The sequence below is a fragment of the Micromonospora sp. NPDC047753 genome (assembly GCF_040642735.1).
Lineage (GTDB): Bacteria > Actinomycetota > Actinomycetes > Mycobacteriales > Micromonosporaceae > Micromonospora.
Genome location: NZ_JBEYSL010000024.1, coordinates 1 through 14,701, shown reverse-complemented (window position 1 = coordinate 14,701; position 14,701 = coordinate 1). Strand labels below are relative to the sequence as shown.

The window sequence follows — 14,701 nt, the reverse complement described above, 5'->3', positions numbered from 1 at the left end:
GGTCATCTAACGAATTCGGCGGCTCCGGTAGCCAGATCCAGCAGCGGCGCCGGGGCGACACCCAGCACCAGGGTCGCCAGCACACCGATCATCAGCGCCGCGGCGGTGAGCCCACCGGGCACCGTGACGGTCGGGGTCGACTCGCCCGGCTCGGAGAGCCACATCATCACCACGACCCGCAGGTACGGGAACGCCAGAATCATGCTGGTCAGCACACCGGCGATCACCAGCCAGGCCTGGCCACCCTCCAGCGCCGGCCCGAAGATGGCGAACTTGCTGGTGAAGCCGCTGGTCAGCGGAATACCGGCGAAGGCCAGCAGAATGAACGTGAACAGCGCGGCGAAGAACGGCGACCGGCGGCCCAGCCCGGCCCAGCGGGACAGGTGGGTGGCCTCGCCGTCGTCGTCGCGTACCAGCGTCACCACGGCGAACGCGGCCAGCACCGAGAAGCCGTACGCGACCAGGTAGAACATCGTGCCGGCGAGCCCGTCGCGGCTCGGCGCCAACACACCGACCAGCAGGTAGCCGGCGTTGGCGATCGAGGAGTACGCGAGCAGCCGCTTGATGTCGGTCTGGGTGACCGCGAGCACCGCGCCGATGAGCATGGTCAGCACCGCCACCGCGCCGAGGACCGGCGTGAAGTCCCAGTTGGCGTCGGCGAACGCGACCTGGAAGACGCGCAGCAGGGCACCGAACGCGGCGACCTTGGTGCAGGCCGCCATGAAACCGGTGACCGGGGTCGGAGCGCCCTGGTAGACGTCCGGGGTCCAGACGTGGAACGGGGCCGCCGCGGCCTTGAAGAGCAGACCGATGGCGAGCAGCGCCATGCCGGCGAAGAGCAGCACCGGGCTGGCCGGCGACTCGCCCACCGCCGCGTGGATGGTGGCGAAGTCGACGCCGGCCGTGCGGCCCGGGATGCCGGCGGTGAAGCCGTAGATCAGGGCCACGCCGAACAGGAAGAACGCCGAGGCGTACGCGCCGAGCAGGAAGTACTTCATCGCCGCCTCCTGGCTCAGCAGACGCCGGCGACGGGCCAGCGCGCAGAGCAGGTAGAGCGGCAGGGAGAAGACCTCAAGGGCGATGAACATGGTCAGCAGGTCGTTCGCCGCCACGAAGATCAGCATGCCGCCGATCGCGAACGTGGTCAGCGGGTAGACCTCGGTGAGACCGTTGCGACCCTCGGCCTGCCGCCGGTCGTCGGCCGACTCCGCGGTCACCGCGGCCTGGGCGACGAACGCCCCGCCCCGCTCGACCGAGCGGTCACCGATCAGCAGCAGCGCCATGGCGGCCAGCACCAGGATCGCGCCCTGGAGGAAGAGCGTCGGCCCGTCGATCGCGAGCGCCTGACCCGCCGTGATGATCCGCTCGTCGGCGCTGAGGACCACCATGGTCAGTGCCGCGAGCACGGCGAGCAGCGCCAGCGTCAACTGCACCACGTGCCGCCAGCGACGAGGCACCAGGGCCTCGACCAGCACGCCGAGCAACGCGGTGCCCAGCATGATCAGGATCGGAGAGATCGCCGCGTAGTCGATCGACGGCAGCTTCAACTCGGTCACTTTGCCGCCTCCTGGACGGTGCCGCCCACGGACGGCGCCGGGTCGGTTCTGCCGATGTCGTCCATTGTCGCCTGGACGGCGGGGTTGATCACGTCAGTGACCGGCTTGGGGAAGAAGCCGAGCAGCACGATCAGCGCGATCAGCGGGGCGACCACGACCTTCTCGCGCAGGTTGAGGTCCCGGCGCATGCCGTCGACCTCGGTCAGCGCCGGGTTGAGGGTGCCCTGGGTGGTGCGCTGCACCATCCACAGCACGTACGCGGCGGCCAGGATGATGCCGAGCGTGGCGATCACCGCGACCGGCTTGTTCACTGTGAACGTGCCGATCAGCACCAGGAACTCGGAGATGAACGGCGCCGTGCCGGGCAGCGCGAGCGAGGCGAGACCGGCGAAGAAGAGCACCCCGGCGAGCACTGGGACGAGCTTGCCGGCGCCACCGAAGTCGCTGATCAGCGACGAACCACGCCGAGAGATCAGCATGCCCACCACCAGGAAGAGCAGGCCGGTTGCCAGCCCGTGGTTGAGCATGTAGAGCACCGCGCCGGTGCCGGCCTGGGTGGTGAAGGCGAAGATGCCCACGCCGATGAAGCCGAAGTGCGCGATCGAGGTGTACGACACCAGCCGCTTGAGGTCGTTCTGGCCGACCGCCAGCAGCGCGGCGTAGACGATGCCGATCACGCCCAGGGCCAGCGCCCACGGCGCGAACCACTTCGACGCCTCCGGGAACAGCGGCAGGCAGTAACGCAGGATGCCGAAGGTGCCGACCTTGTCCAGCACGCCGACAAGCAGCGCCGCCGCCCCCGCCGGGGCGGCGCCACCGGCGTCGGGCAACCAGGTGTGGAACGGGAAGAACGGCGCCTTGATGGCGAACGCGAGGAAGAAGCCGAGGAACAGCCACCGCTCGGTGCCGGTGCTGATGTCGACCTGCGAGAGCGCCTGCCAGTCGAAGGTCTTCCCGCCGACCACCCACAGGCCGATCACCGCGGCCAGCATGAACAGACCGCCGACGAGCGAGTAGAGGAAGAACTTCACCGCCGCGTACTGCCGCTGGTGGCCGCCGTAGCTGCCGATGAGGAAGTACATCGGCACCAGCATGACCTCGAAGAACACGTAGAACAGGAAGACGTCGGCGGCCGCGAAGACGCCGATCATCGTGCACTCGAGGACCAGCAGCAGTGCGAAGTAGACGGGCACCGACCGCTTCGACGACTCCGCGTCGTGCCAGGACGCCAGGATCACCAGCGGCACCAGCACCGCGATCAGCATCAGCATCACCAGCGCGATGCCGTCGGCGGCGAAGGTGAAGCTGACCCCCCAGTTCGGGATCCAGGAGTACGACTCGCGGAACTGGAACCGGTCACCGCCGGCGTTGAAGCTGACCCACATCACCACCGAGAGCACCAGCACGAGCAGCGACCAGGCGAACGCCACCTGCTTGGCCAGCTCCGGGCGGTGGCGCGGCAGGAAGGCCACCACCAGGGCGCCCACCAGCGGCGCCACGGTGAGCACCGAGAGGAACGGGAAGTTGGACATTATGCGGCCTTACCTCCGTCGTCACTGCGTGGTCCGCCGGCGGGGGCGGCCGGAAAGAGGTCGATCACGCCAACCACCCCGCCTGCACCGCCAGGAACGCCGCCATCACCAGCAGCGCACCGGCAAGGATCGAGGTGGCGTACGAGCGGACAAAGCCGGTCTGCATCCGACGGAGGCGACCCGAGCCACCGCCGACCGCGGCGGCGAGCCCGTTGACGAGCCCGTCGATGCCCCGGTTGTCGAGGTACACCAGCGCCCGGGTGAGGAAGATGCCCGGCTTCTCGAAGACCGCCTCGTTGACCGTGTCGGTGTAGAGGTTGCGCCGGGCGGCGGTGACCAGCACCCCGGCCGGCTGCGGCGCGGTGGCGGTGCCGGCGCGGAACAGGAACCAGGCGAGCCCGGCACCGAGCACGGTCACCAGCAGCGACAGGATGGTGATCACGGTGTGCGAGAGGACCGCCTCGTGCTCCGCGTGCTCGCCGCCCAGTCCGGCGGTCTCCGTCAGCCAGTCCGGGACGGACGTGGCGAGCAGGAAGCCGGCGCCGACCGACCCGACCGCCAGCAGGATCAGCGGGATGGTCATCAGCTTCGGCGACTCGTGCGGGTGCTCGATGTCCTCGGTCCACCGCTGCGGCCCGTGGAACGTGAGGACGAACAGCCGCGTCATGTAGAACGCGGTGAGCCCGGCGCCGAGCAGTGCCGCACCGCCGAAGAGCCAGGCGGTCCAGTCCTCCCGCTCGAAGGCGGCCACGATGATCGGCTCCTTGGAGAAGAAGCCGGAGAAGGGGAACATGCCGATGATGGCCAGCCAACCCATCATGAAGGTCAACCAGGTGATCTTCATGTACTTGGACAGCCCACCGAAGCGGCGGATGTCGACCTGGTCCTTCATCCCGTGCATGACCGAGCCCGCGCCCAGGAACATGTTGGCCTTGAAGAAGCCGTGCGCCAGCAGGTGCACGATGGCCAGCGCGTACGCCGCGCCGCCGAGACCGACACCGAGGAACATGTAGCCGATCTGGCTCACCGTCGACCAGGCGAGCACCCGCTTGATGTCGTCCTTGGCCGCACCGATGATGCAGCCGATCAGCAGGGTGAGCGCGCCGACACTGACCACCACGAGTTGCAGCGTCGAGTTGGCCGAGAAGATCGGGTTGGACCGGGCGATCAGGTAGACGCCCGCGGTGACCATGGTGGCGGCGTGGATGAGCGCCGACACGGGGGTCGGACCCTCCATCGCGTCCGGCAACCACGCCTGGAGCGGGAACTGACCGGACTTGCCGGCCGCCCCGAGCAGCAGCAACAGGCCGAGGACCAGCACCGTGGTGCCGGTCAGCGCGCCGACACCGTTGAACACCTCGTCGTACTGGGTGGTGCCCAGGGTGGCGAACATGATGAAGATGCCGATGGCCAGGCCGGCGTCGCCGACCCGGTTCATCAGGAACGCCTTCTTGCCGGCGGTGGCCGCGCTCGGCCGCTCGGTCCAGAAGGAGATCAGCAGGTACGACGCCAGACCGACGCCCTCCCAGCCGAAGTACAGCATCACGTAGTTGTTGCCGAGCACCAGCAGCAGCATCGCCGCGACGAACAGGTTGAAGTACGCGAAGAACCGACGACGGCCCGCGTCGTGCGACATGTACTCCACCGCGTACAGGTGGATCAGGAAACCCACCCCGGTGATCAGCAGTACGAAGACCGCAGCCAGCGGGTCGAACAGCAGGCCGAAGTCGACGCGCAGATCACCGACGGCGATGAAGTCCCAGAGGCTCAGCTCGACGGACTTGTTCTCCAGGCCACGCAGCTGGAAGAAGAAGCTCAGGCCGAGCACGAACGCGGCGCCGATGGCGGCGACGCCCAACCAGTGCCCCCAGCGGTCGGCCCGGCGGCCGAGCAGCAGCAGGATTGCCGCGCTGAGCAGCGGGATCGCCACCAGCAGCCAGACGCCCCCGAGCAGCCCCGTGGCCTGGGCGTATTCCACAGTCTCTTCCACCGGTGGACCCCTCTAGTACTTGAGCAGGTTGGCGTCGTCGACACTCGCCGAGCGTCGCGTCCGGAAGATGGACATGATGATCGCGAGCCCGACCACAACCTCGGCCGCCGCCACCACCATCACGAAGAACGCCATGATCTGGCCGTTGAGGTCACCGTTGATCCGGCTGAAGGTGACCAGCGTCAGGTTGGCCGCGTTGAGCATCAGCTCCACGCACATGAACAGCACGAGCGCGTTGCGCCGGACCAGCACCCCGGCGGCGCCGATGGTGAACAGCACCGCGGCGAGCACGAGGTAGTAGGTCGGCTCGACCGAGAAGAACGATCCCATTACTTGTCCGTCCCCTTCAGCGAGGTCTCCTCGGCGGTCAGCTCGCGCTGCGGAAGGATCGCCGGGATGCTGCGGTCGGTCAGGCGGCCGTCGGGCAGCCGGGCCGGGGTGGCCACCGAGGAGGAGGTCGCGAAGACGCCGGGGCCCGGCTTCGGGCCGGGGTAGTTGCCCGGGGCGAAGCGTGCCTTCATGGTGGACACCTGGTCGACCTTGTCCTGCTTCCGCCGCTCGACGTGGGCCAGCACCATGGCACCGACCGCCGCGGTGATCAGCAGCGCCGAGGTCAGCTCGAACGCGAAGACGTACTTGGTGAACAGCAGCCGGGCGATCCCTTGTACGTTCCCCTCGGCGTTGACCTGCTCCAGACCGACCGTGTTGGTCCGGTCCAGCGCCTGGTAGAGGCCGGTGCCGACCAGACCGGCGAAGCCCAGGCCGAGCACGATCGCGGCGACGCGCTGGCCGCGCAGCGTCTCGATCAGCGAGTCCGTGGAGTCCCTGCCGACCAGCATCAGCACGAAGAGGAACAGCATCATGATCGCGCCGGTGTAGACGATGATCTGCACCATGCCGATGAACGGGCCGGCCTGGAGCACGTAGAACACGCCCAGGCAGAGCATTGTCAGCACCAGCCACAGCGCCGAGTGCACGGCGTTGCGCGCGGCCACCATCCCGATCCCGCCGATCAGCGCGAGCGGGGCGAGGATCCAGAAGGTGACCGCCTCACCGGTGGAGACCGAACCCGCCGCGGCGAGCACCGTAGACGTGGTCATGCTCCCTCTCCCTTGCCGGTCGCCACGCGCTGGGCGGCCTGCTCGGCGCCCGGGAACGTCACGCCGGGGTGCTCCTCGACCTGGTAGCGGCCGGGGCCCATCGGGGACGTCTCCGCACCGGCGGAGGTGCCCGGGTTGTCCAGCGCGCCGACGTAGTAGTCCTTCTCGCTGTCACCCAGCCGCATCGGGTGCGGAGGCTGCTCCATGCCCTCCAGCAACGGCGCGAGCAACTGCTCCTTGGTGAAGATCAGGTCCTGCCGGTTGTCCCGGGCCAACTCGTACTCGTTGCTCATGGTGAGCGACCGGGTCGGGCAGGCCTCGATGCACAGCCCGCAGAAGATGCAGCGGGCGTAGTTGATCTGGTAGATGCTGGCGTACCGCTCACCCGGCGAGAAGCGCTCCTCGTCGGTGTTGTCGCCACCCTCGACGTAGATCGCGTCCGCCGGGCAGGCCCAGGCGCACAGCTCGCAGCCGATGCACTTCTCCAGGCCGTCCGGGTGCCGGTTGAGGATGTGCCGCCCGTGGTAGCGCGGCGCCGACACCGGCGGCTTGAACGGGTAGTCGGTCGTGACGACCTTCCTGAACATGTGCGAGAAGGTGACACCGAATCCCTTGAACGTTCCGGTGATCGCGCCCACGTCACACCTCCCTGGAGTCCGAGCCGGCAACGATGTTGGCCGGCTCCCGCTCGGCGACCACGCGCGTGATGCGCGGGCTCGGTGGTACCTGAAGATCCATCGGTGGCAGCGGGAAGCTCCCGTGCGGCCGGTTGTCGACCTGTTCCTGCGTCGTCGGCTTCGGCGTCGGGCGCCGGCTGGGCCAGAAGATCGTGGCGATCAGCAGGATGCCGGCCGGGATGCCGACGGCGATCACCTTGCCGCGGGTGTCCCAGTCCTCGATGGAGCGCAGGCCCGACAGGACCAGGATCCAGGCCAGGTTGATCGGCAGCAGGACCTTCCAGCCGAGCCGCATGAACTGGTCGTACCGCAGCCGGGGCAGCGTGCCACGCAACCACACGAAGACGAAGACCAGGGCGATCACCTTGCCGAAGAACCAGAGCATCGGCCACCAACCGGAGTTGGCGCCCTCCCAGATGGTGATCGGCCAGGGTGCCCGCCAACCGCCCAGGAACAGCGTGGTGGTGACAGCGGACATGGTCACCATCGCGACGTACTCGCTGAGCATGAAGAGCGCGAACTTCAGCGAGCTGTACTCGGTCATGAAGCCGGCGACCAGCTCGGATTCGGCCTCGGGCAGGTCGAACGGCGCCCGGTTGGTCTCACCCACCGTGGCGATGAAGAAGATGATGAAGCTCGGCAGCAGCAGGATCGCGTACCAGCCCGGCGCCGGGATGGTCTGGCCGAAGACGGTCAGCTCGGTGCCGTCGCCCTGAGCGGCGACGATCCCGCTGGTGCTCATCGTGCCGGCGGTCATGAAGACCGCCACGATGCTGAGCCCCATCGCGACCTCGTACGAGATCATCTGGGCGCTCGACCGGAGACCACCCAGCAGCGGGTACGTCGAGCCCGAGGCCCAGCCGCCCAGCACGATGCCGTAGACGCCCATCGAGGAGCAGGCGAGCAGCAGCAGCACCGCCACCGGCACGTCGGTGACCTGCAACGGCGTGTGGTGACCGAAGATGCTCACCATCGGGCCGAACGGCACCACCGACAGGGCGGTGACAGCGCAGATCACCGAGATGGTCGGGGCGAAGAAGTAGACGACCTTGTCGGCCGCCTTCGGCAGGATGTCCTCCTTGAAGGCCATCTTCAGGCCGTCGGCGAGGGTCTGCAGCAGGCCGAACGGGCCGACCTGGTTGGGGCCGGGCCGCACCTGCATGTAACCGACCACGCGCCGTTCGAACCAGACACCGAGCAGGGTGGCCAGCAGACCGAAGGCGAACGCGAAGACAATCTTGCCGAGGACCAGCCACCACGGATCCCGGCCGAAGTCGGCCAGCGTCGGATCCTGGGCCAGGTAGATCGGACTCACTGGTTACCCCCGGAGTTGAGGAGCGGACCCGGGAGACCGGTCTCGTCGGCCGCCACGCGTCCGGCCGGGATGGCCGTACTCGGTGCGGGGACGGAGATCCGGACGACCGCGCCGGACGTCGCCCCGAGGCTGCGCCGCACGGTCGAGCCGGGTGAGTTGGTCGGCAGCCAGACCACGCCGTCCGGCATCTCGGTGAGTTCCGCCGGCAGGGTCAGTGCCCCCCGGTCGGTGCCGACCGTGACCGCGTCACCGTCGACCACACCGAGCGCCTCGGCGGTGCCCTTACCCAGCCGGACCACCGGCGGGCGGGCGGTCCCGGCGAGGTTCTCGTCGCCCTCGGTCAGGGTGCCGAGGTCCACCAGCTGGTGCCAGGTGGCCAGCACGGCCTCCCCGGAGTTCGGCTGCGGCACCCGGCCCGGTGCGACCGACGGCGCGGCCGGCCGGGACATCCGCGTCGCCGGCAGCGTGCCCAGCTCACGACGCACGCTCAGCACGTCGGCAGTGCCGAGGCGTACGTCGAGCAGCGCGGCCAGCGCGTCGAGCACCCGGCCGTCGGTCATCGCGGAGGTGTTCAGCACCGCCTCGAACGGGCGCAGCCGGCCTTCCCAGTCCAGGAAGCTTCCGGCCTTCTCGGCCACCGGGGCGACCGGCAGCACCACGTTCGCCCGCCGGGTCACCGCGCTGCCCCGCAGCTCGAGGCTGACCAGGAACGGCACCGCGTCCAGGGCGGACTCGGCCAGTCGCGGGTCGGCCAGGTCGGCCGGGTCGACACCGCCGACGACAAGCGCGCCGAGCTGCCCGTTGGCGGCCGCGGCAAGGATGCCGTCGGTGTCCCGACCGGCCTGGCTCGGGATCACCCCGGCCGGGATGTCCCACGCCTCACCCAGCTCGGCCCGGGCGGCCGGCTCGGTGACCAGGCGTCCACCGGGGAGCAGGTTGGGCAGGCAGCCCGCGTCGACAGCGCCGCGGTCACCAGCGCGCCGCGGCACCCAGGCCAGCTTCGCGCCGGTACGCCGGGCCACGTCGGCCGCGGCGGACAGTCCACCTGGCACGGTGGCCAGCCGCTCGCCGACGATCAGGATCGCGCCCGGTGCGCTCAGCGCCTCGCTGACCGTGGCGTGCTCGGCGAGCACGCTGGCCTCCTCGCCCGGCACCACCCGGGCCAGCTTGGCACCGAGCTTCTCCAGGCCGCGGGTGGCGAAGGGCGCCAGCGCGTACACGGTCAAGGTCTTCTTCAGGTACGCCTTGCGCAGCCGCAGGAAGAGGATCGGGCACTCCTCCTCGGGCTCCAGGCCCACCAGCACCACCGCCGGCGCGTTCTCCACGTCGGTGTAGGTGACGTCGGTGACCCCGGCGACCGAGCTGGCCAGGAAGTCGGCCTCCTCGCGGGAGACCGGGCGGGCCCGGAAGTCGATGTCGTTGGTGTTCAGCGCAACCCGGGCGAACTTGGCGTAGGCGTACGCGTCCTCGACTGTCAGCCGGCCGCCGGTGAGCACCGCGGTGCCCTGCCCGCTCTCCCGAGCGATGTGCAGCCCTTCGGCGGCGACGGTGAGCGCCTCACTCCAGGACGCCTCCCGCAGCTCACCGGTGCGCTCGTCCCGGACCAGCGGAGTGGTCAGCCGGTCGGCGGCCCGGGTGTACTGGAAGCCCCAGCGGCCCTTGTCGCAGTTCCACTCCTCGTTCACCGCCGGCTCGTCGCCGGCCAGCCGGCGCAGCACCTTGCCACGCCGCCAGTCGGTGCGCTGCCCGCAGCCGGCCGAGCAGTGCTCGCAGACGCTCGGGCTGGAGACCAGGTCGAACGGGCGGGCGCGGAAACGGTACTGGGCACCGGTCAGCGCACCCACCGGGCAGATCTGCACCGTGTTGCCGGAGAAGTAGGAGTTGAACGGGACGTCCCCGGCGTCGCCCTCTTCGCCGTACGCGTCGTCCCGGTAGATGTTGATCTCCTCGGCGGACGACCGGCCCATCAGGTCGATGAACTTGTCGCCGGCGATCTCCTCGGAGAACCGGGTGCACCGCTGGCAGAGCACGCAACGTTCGCGGTCCAGCAGCACCTGGCTGCTGATCGCCATCGGCTTCTCGTACTCCCGCTTGTGCTCGTGGAAGCGCGAGTCGGTGCGGCCGGTGGACATCGCCTGGTTCTGGAGCGGGCACTCGCCGCCCTTGTCACACATCGGGCAGTCCAGCGGGTGGTTGAGCAGCAGAAGCTCCATCACCCCCTCCTGCGCCTTCTTGGCGACCGGGGAGGTGATCTGGGTACGCACGACCATGCCGTCGGCGACGGTCTGGGTGCAGGAGGCGACCGGCTTGCGCTGGCCCTCCACCTCGACCAGACACTGCCGGCACGCGCCGGCCGGGGCCAGCAGCGGATGGTCGCAGAACCGGGGGATCTCGGTGCCCATCTGCTCGGCGACCCGGATCAGCAGCGTCCCCTTGGGGGCGGTGACCTCGACGCCGTCGATGGTGAGGGTGACGGTCTCGGTCTGCTTGGCTACGTCGGTCATCAGTGCGCCCCTACCAGGGTCTTCTCCGACAGCTTGGGTGCGGTCCGACCCTCGATGTAGTCGAGGTAGTCCTGCTTGAAGTACTGCAGCGAGGAGGTCACCGAGCTGGTCGCGCCGTCACCCAGACCGCAGAACGAGCGGCCGAGGATGTTGTCGCAGGTGTCCAGCAGGGTGTCCAGGTCTTCGTGGGTGCCCTGACCGGCGAGGATCCGCCGGTAGACCCGGACCATCCAGTAGTTGCCCTCACGGCACGGGGTGCACTTGCCGCACGACTCGTGGTGGTAGAACTCCAGCCACCGGTACGTCGCGTAGACCGGGCAGTCCTGGTCGGAGAAGATCTGGGTGGCCGTGGTGCCGAGGATCGAGCCGGCCGCCGCCACCCCCTCGAAGTCCAGTGGCACGTCCAGGTGCTCGGCGGCGAGCAGCGGGGTGGAGGAGCCGCCCGGGGTCCAGAACCGCAGGTTGTGGCCGGGCTGCATGCCACCGGCCAACTCCAGCAGCTCGCGCAGCGTGACACCCATCGAGCACTCGTACTGGCCCGGGTTGGCGACCCGGCCGGAGAGCGAGTAGATCATCGGCCCGGAGGACTTCTCGGTGCCCATGCTCTTCCACCAGTCGGCCCCACCGAGCACGATCGGCGGCACGCTGGCGATGGTGCCGACGTTGTTCACCACCGTCGGGCTCGCGTACAGGCCGTGGGTGGCCGGGAACGGCGGGCGCAGCCGGGGCTGACCCCGGAACCCCTCCAGCGAGTCCAGCAGCGCCGTCTCCTCGCCGCAGATGTACGCCCCGGCGCCGGAGTGCACCACCAGCTCCAGGTCGTAGCCACTGCGCAGGATGTTCCGGCCCAGGTAACCCTTGTCGTACGCCTCCTGGACCGCGTTGCGCAGCCGGCGGGCGGCGTGCACCGCCTCGCCCCGGATGTAGATGTAGGCGCGGGCGGCCCGGATCGCGTACGAGGCGATGATGACGCCCTCGACCAGCGCGTGCGGGTCGTGGGTCATCAGCGGCAGGTCCTTGCAGGTGCCCGGCTCGCCCTCGTCGGCGTTGACCACCAGGTAGTGCGGCTTGCCGTCGCCCTGCGGGATGAAGCCCCACTTGAGGCCGGTCGGGAAGCCGGCGCCGCCCCGGCCCCGCAGCCCGGAGTCCTTGATCAGCTGGATCAGGTCGTCCGGGTGGGCCTTGAGCGCCTTGCGCAGCGCGGCGTAGCCGTCCAACTGCTCGTACGTGCCGATGCGCCAGGCGTCCGGCGACAGCCAGCGCTTGGTCAGCACCGGCGTCAGCTTGGCCAGCGTCTCCGGGCGGGGAGTGGTCACTTCTGGGCCCCCGTTTCGTTCGCGTCCGCCGGTCCGGCGCCGTCGGCGTCCGTCCCAGCCTTCGCTTCGGTGAGGTTGCGCTCCTGCGCCCCGGCCTCGTCGCCGGCGGGCTTGCCGTCGCTGGCCGGCGCGTTGGCCGCCACGCCGGCGGCCTCGGCCGACCGCGCGTCGCCAGCCTCGGGCGCGGTGCCGGTGCCGTCCGTCGGGACCTTCGTGCCGGGGCTGTCACTGGCCTCTGCCGGCCCGGTGACTCCGGCCCCTGTCGGGGCGGACGCCCCGTCGCCGCCCTTGACCGGCGCAGCGCTGGCCTCGACGGGCGCCGGCTTGGCTGCCTCCGCCTTCGCCTTCGCCTCGGCGGCGGCCTTGTCGGCCTCGGCCTTGCTGCGGATCGGGGTGTTCGGGTCGAAGCCCGGCACCGAGACGCCGTGCTGCTGGGCCAGCCGCAGCCCGCGCAGGGTGGGCTCGCCCGGCCCGCCGTCGGCGACCGCACCGTCGCGCTCGTCGGCGAAACCGGCGAGCTGCACCGCCATCTCCTTCAGGGTGCAGAGCCGGGCGCCCCGGGTCGGCATCGGCCGACCGCCGGCCCGCAACTCGTCCACCACACCGACAGCGGTGGAGGCGTCCACGCCGTCGAAGAAGTCGTAGTTGACTGTCATCACCGGGCCGTAGTCACACGCCGCCAGGCACTCGGCGTGCTCCAGCGTGATCGTGCCGTCCGCCGTGGTCTCGTCGTGCCCGACGCCCAGGTGCTCGGCGAGGGTGTCGTAGACCTCCTGGCCACCGAGCACGTTGCACATCGTGTTGGTACAGACGCTGACCAGGAAGTCACCGGTCGGCTTGCGCTTGTACATCGTGTAGAAGGTCGCCACCGCGCCGACCTGGGCCTTGTTCAGCCCCAGCACCTCGGCGCAGAACGCGACCCCGGCCGGGGAGACGTACCCCTCTTCGGCCTGCACCAGGTGCAGCAGCGGCAGCAACGCCGAGCGGGACCGGTCCGCCGGGTAACGGGCGATGATGTCGCGCGCCCGCTCCCGGGTCTCGTCAGTGAAAGTCGTCGTCATCGGTCACACCCACCCATCACCGGGTCCAACGAGGCGCCGCCGGCGATCACGTCGGCGATCAGACCGCCCTCGGCCATCGCCGGGAGGGCCTGCAGGTTGACGAAGCTGGGCTCCCGGTAGTGCACCCGGTAGGGCCGGGTGCCGCCGTCGGAGACCGCGTGGACGCCCAGCTCGCCGCGGGGCGCCTCGATGGCGACGTACACCTGGCCGGGCGGGACCCGGAAGCCCTCGGTCACCAGCTTGAAGTGGTGGATCAGCGACTCCATCGACTGACCCATGATCTTCGCGACGTGCTCCAGCGAGTTGCCCATGCCGTCCACGCCGATGGCGAGCTGTGCCGGCCAGGCGATCTTGCGGTCGGCGACCATCACCGGGCCGGGACGGAGCCGGTCCAGCGCCTGCTCGACCAGCTTCATCGACTCCCGGATCTCGGCGAGCCGGACCTGGTAGCGACCCCACACGTCACCGTCGGGGTGGGTCGGCACGTCGAACTCGTACGTCTCGTAGCCGCAGTACGGCATGGTCTTGCGCAGGTCCCAGGCGAGGCCGGCGGAGCGCAGCACCGGGCCGGTGATGCCGAGCGCCACGCAGCCGGTGACGTCCAGCACCGCGACGCCCTTCGTCCGCTCGGTCCAGATCGGCTGGCCGGAGAGGAGGTCCTCGTACTCCTTGAGCTTCTTCGGCATCATCTTGAGGAACTCACGGATCTTGACGATCGCCTCGTCCGGCACGTCCTGCGCCACACCGCCCGGCCGCACGTACGCGTGGTTCATGCGCAGGCCGGTGATGGTCTCGAAGATGTCGAGGATGTACTCCCGCTCGCGGAAGCCGTACAACATGATCGAGATCGCGCCCAGCTCCATGCCGGTGGTGGCCAGCCAGACCAGGTGCGACGAGATCCGGTTGAGCTCCATCATCAGCACGCGGATCGTGGTGGCCCGCTCGGTGATGTCGTCGGTGATGCCGAGCAGCTTCTCGACCGCGAGGGCGTACGCCGTCTCGTTGAAGATCGGGGCGAGGTAGTCCATCCGGGTCACGAACGTCGAACCCTGGACCCAGTTGCGGTATTCGAGGTTCTTCTCGATGCCGGTGTGCAGGTAGCCGATGACCGAGCGGGCCTCGCGGACCGTCTCGCCCTCCAGTTCCAGGATCAGCCGCAGCACCCCGTGCGTGGACGGGTGCTGCGGACCCATGTTGACGATGATCCGCTCGTCGTTGATCGGGTCGGTGCCCGAGACGATGGTGTCCCAGTCCCCACCGGTGACGGTGAAGACCCGACCCTCGTCGGTCTCGCGCTCGCTGGCGTAGTTCGACGTCGTCACTGGTACGACCTCCGCTCGCTCGGCGGCTGGATCTCCGCGCCCTTGTACTCGACGGGCACGCCGCCGAGTGGGTAGTCCTTACGCTGCGGGTGGCCCTCCCAGTCGTCCGGCATGAGGATCCGGGTCAGGTTGGGGTGGCCGTCGAAGACGATGCCGAACATGTCGTACGCCTCGCGCTCCTGCCAGTCCGCCGTCGGGTAGACGGCGGTCACGCTGGGCAGGTGCGGGGCTTCGACGGAGACCGCGGCCACCGCTTCGGTCGCGCAGTTCGGCCGCGACTTCGGTGTGGCGGTAGTCGAGCGGCTCGGCGTCGGAGTGCCGCTCGGCC

Annotated in this window: 12 protein-coding genes; all 12 read right to left on the bottom strand. The window is 69.6% G+C overall.

What is annotated here, in order from left to right:
* Nucleotides 1-2: 2 nt before the first annotated feature.
* Nucleotides 3-1,556, bottom strand: coding sequence for an NADH-quinone oxidoreductase subunit NuoN (nuoN, locus tag ABZ749_RS03965; protein ID WP_357222501.1), 1,554 nt, complete (start codon nucleotides 1,554-1,556; stop codon nucleotides 3-5).
* Nucleotides 1,553-3,088, bottom strand: coding sequence for an NADH-quinone oxidoreductase subunit M (locus ABZ749_RS03960; RefSeq protein WP_091395550.1), 1,536 nt, complete (start codon nucleotides 3,086-3,088; stop codon nucleotides 1,553-1,555). Before ABZ749_RS03960 ends, nuoN begins: the two co-directional genes overlap by 4 nt.
* Nucleotides 3,089-3,152: 64 nt before the next feature.
* Complete coding sequence (gene nuoL / locus ABZ749_RS03955) at nucleotides 3,153-5,078, bottom strand: NADH-quinone oxidoreductase subunit L (RefSeq protein ID WP_355004854.1); 1,926 nt, start codon at nucleotides 5,076-5,078, stop codon at nucleotides 3,153-3,155.
* 12 nt (nucleotides 5,079-5,090) lie between these two features.
* On the bottom strand, nucleotides 5,091-5,408 hold the full coding sequence (gene nuoK / locus ABZ749_RS03950; protein WP_355004853.1) for an NADH-quinone oxidoreductase subunit NuoK: 318 nt from the start codon (nucleotides 5,406-5,408) through the stop codon (nucleotides 5,091-5,093).
* Nucleotides 5,408-6,178, bottom strand: a complete 771-nt coding sequence (locus tag ABZ749_RS03945; RefSeq protein WP_357222498.1) for an NADH-quinone oxidoreductase subunit J — start codon at nucleotides 6,176-6,178, stop codon at nucleotides 5,408-5,410. Before ABZ749_RS03945 ends, nuoK begins: the two co-directional genes overlap by 1 nt.
* Nucleotides 6,175-6,816, bottom strand: a complete 642-nt coding sequence (gene nuoI, locus ABZ749_RS03940) for an NADH-quinone oxidoreductase subunit NuoI (RefSeq protein ID WP_357222496.1) — start codon at nucleotides 6,814-6,816, stop codon at nucleotides 6,175-6,177. The genes ABZ749_RS03945 and nuoI overlap by 4 nt, the downstream gene beginning before the upstream one ends.
* A gap of 1 nt (nucleotide 6,817) precedes the next feature.
* Nucleotides 6,818-8,170 (bottom strand): NADH-quinone oxidoreductase subunit NuoH, encoded by a 1,353-nt coding sequence (nuoH, locus tag ABZ749_RS03935; protein WP_357222494.1) that lies wholly within the window; start codon nucleotides 8,168-8,170, stop codon nucleotides 6,818-6,820.
* Nucleotides 8,167-10,674, bottom strand: coding sequence for an NADH-quinone oxidoreductase subunit G (locus ABZ749_RS03930; RefSeq protein ID WP_357222492.1), 2,508 nt, complete (start codon nucleotides 10,672-10,674; stop codon nucleotides 8,167-8,169). Before ABZ749_RS03930 ends, nuoH begins: the two co-directional genes overlap by 4 nt.
* Nucleotides 10,674-11,990: an NADH-quinone oxidoreductase subunit NuoF gene (gene nuoF / locus ABZ749_RS03925; protein ID WP_112585688.1), complete on the bottom strand. Its 1,317-nt coding sequence runs from the start codon at nucleotides 11,988-11,990 to the stop codon at nucleotides 10,674-10,676. Before nuoF ends, ABZ749_RS03930 begins: the two co-directional genes overlap by 1 nt.
* Complete coding sequence (gene nuoE / locus ABZ749_RS03920; protein ID WP_357222490.1) at nucleotides 11,987-13,051, bottom strand: NADH-quinone oxidoreductase subunit NuoE; 1,065 nt, start codon at nucleotides 13,049-13,051, stop codon at nucleotides 11,987-11,989. Before nuoE ends, nuoF begins: the two co-directional genes overlap by 4 nt.
* On the bottom strand, nucleotides 13,048-14,373 hold the full coding sequence (locus tag ABZ749_RS03915) for an NADH-quinone oxidoreductase subunit D (RefSeq protein ID WP_357222488.1): 1,326 nt from the start codon (nucleotides 14,371-14,373) through the stop codon (nucleotides 13,048-13,050). Before ABZ749_RS03915 ends, nuoE begins: the two co-directional genes overlap by 4 nt.
* On the bottom strand, nucleotides 14,370-14,701 hold a 332-nt coding region (locus ABZ749_RS03910), incomplete at its 5' end, for an NADH-quinone oxidoreductase subunit C (RefSeq protein ID WP_357222486.1). The genes ABZ749_RS03910 and ABZ749_RS03915, both read right to left, overlap by 4 nt.